The organism is Streptomyces ovatisporus (genome assembly GCF_042653885.1).
GTDB classification, from domain to species: domain Bacteria; phylum Actinomycetota; class Actinomycetes; order Streptomycetales; family Streptomycetaceae; genus Streptomyces; species Streptomyces ovatisporus.
Genome location: NZ_JBHSFH010000009.1, coordinates 1 through 1,796 on the forward strand (window position 1 = coordinate 1; position 1,796 = coordinate 1,796).

General features: G+C 67.9%; 1 protein-coding gene. It reads left to right on the top strand.

The window, feature by feature from the left end; genetic code table 11:
- Positions 1-228: 228 nt before the first annotated feature.
- Positions 229-1,557, top strand: coding sequence for an HNH endonuclease signature motif containing protein (locus ACFPA8_RS17745; RefSeq protein ID WP_386449596.1), 1,329 nt, complete (start codon positions 229-231; stop codon positions 1,555-1,557).
- The last annotated feature ends 239 nt before the right edge of the window (positions 1,558-1,796 follow it).

Consider the following 1,796-nt stretch of genomic DNA (forward strand, 5'->3'; position numbering starts at 1 on the left):
GACACTCCCCGCCCCAGCACCCGACAACCCGACCCACAACCACCAACCCCACCCCGCACCCCGGTTGTTGCCGGGAGGTGTGGGAGTGGAGTTCCCGCTTCCCGCGAGACTGCTTCGTTCGAGTGAAAAGCGGCTCTGAGCTGGGATTTTACGGTTTCGTTCGAGATAATGAAGGGGTGTTCAGGACCCGTCGGGGAGGCGGGAGTTGGGCCGGAGGGGGTGAGAGCCGTGTACGAGCGTGGGGAAGCATCGGAGCCGGGAACGCCGGACGAATGGGCTTCGTATCTGACGCAGGCCGTGCCGGGTGCGGACACGGCGGTGATTCTTGACGTCCTCAGTGCGGAGAAGCTCTCGCACGAAGGCCGCATCGACGCGTTGAAGGCGCTGGAGCGGCACGTTGCGTGGATCCACGCCATGCAGGCGCAACTGCTTGCCGCTCTGCACGACGATGCGGAGGCCGCCCTGCCCGAGGGGGCCTGGAACAAGGACGTGGCAGGCCAGTGGAACTTCGCGGCCGAGGAGGTCGCGTGCGCGTTGAAGGTGTCGGGGGCGACGGCTGAGGACCGCCTCCATGTGGCACGGGAGTTGGACGGACGCCTGCCCACCACGCTCGGCATGCTGGAGACCGGTGAGATCTCCTGGATGCAGGCCAAGGCCGTGGTCGAGGTCACCGACGTGCTCGACCCGGAGGTGGCCGCAGGCGTCGAGGCGGATGTGGCGCCGAAGATGCCGTCCTTGGCGTGCGGGCAGACTCGCCGCGCTCTGCACCGGGCGGTGGCCCGTCTGGACCCGGAGGGCGTGGAGGTGCGCCACCAGCACCGCAAGCGGGAACGGGAGATCACACACCGCGAAGTGGGCGACGGCATGGCCCACTGGGGCGCCTACCTCCCCGCCGAGCAGGCCGCCCGGCTGGATCAGGCTGTCGACGCCCACGCCGAGACCTTGCTCAAGGAGAAGGGGCGGGGCTGCGAGGACTGGACCTTGGCGCAGCGGCGGGTGGACGCCCTGGTCGATCTGGTCCTCAACGGCTCCGTGCCGCGCACGGGTTCATCCGGCCGTACGGCGGCAGTGGTGCAGGTGACGGTTCCGCTGGATGCGCTGCTCGGAATCGAGCAGGAGCCGGGCCAGTTGAAGGGCTACGGGCCGATCACCGCATCGCAGGCCCGCAGGATCGCGTTCACCGAAGACAGCGTGTGGCGACGACTGTTGACCGACCCGGTCTCGGGAATGGTCGTCAAGACCGATCCGGTCACTTACAAGCCCACCGCTGAGACGGCGCGGCATGTCGTCGCACGAGACGGGGTGTGCATGTTCCCCTCCTGCCGGATGCCCGCCCACCGCTGCGATCTTGATCATGTCGAGCCTTTCGACAATGAAGATCCGCGGAAGGGTGGGGAGACGACCCCGGAGAACGTCATTCCGCTGTGTCGACGCCATCACCTGCTCAAACACCGCGCGGGGTGGGGAGTTGAGCGGGAGGAGGCGACCGGGACAGTCACATGGACGGCTCCCACCGGCCATCACTACACGAGCCACCCACACGATTACCGTGAGTAGTCGACGCCGGATCAGTGCGTTCCCGGGGCAGCAGTGCGATGTGGCGCGCCCTGGGAGCGGCGTACGCGGAGGAGGCGTGTGGTCACCGCGGGGTTGAAGGCGCGGTGTGGTTGAAGTGCGCTGTGGTCGAAACGCGGTGTGGTCGAAACGGTGGCGGCAGAGCGGCGTGCTCTTTGGCGGGTGCGGGGTGGGGTTGGTGGTTGTGGGTCGGGTTGTCGGGTGCTGGGGCGGGGAGTGTC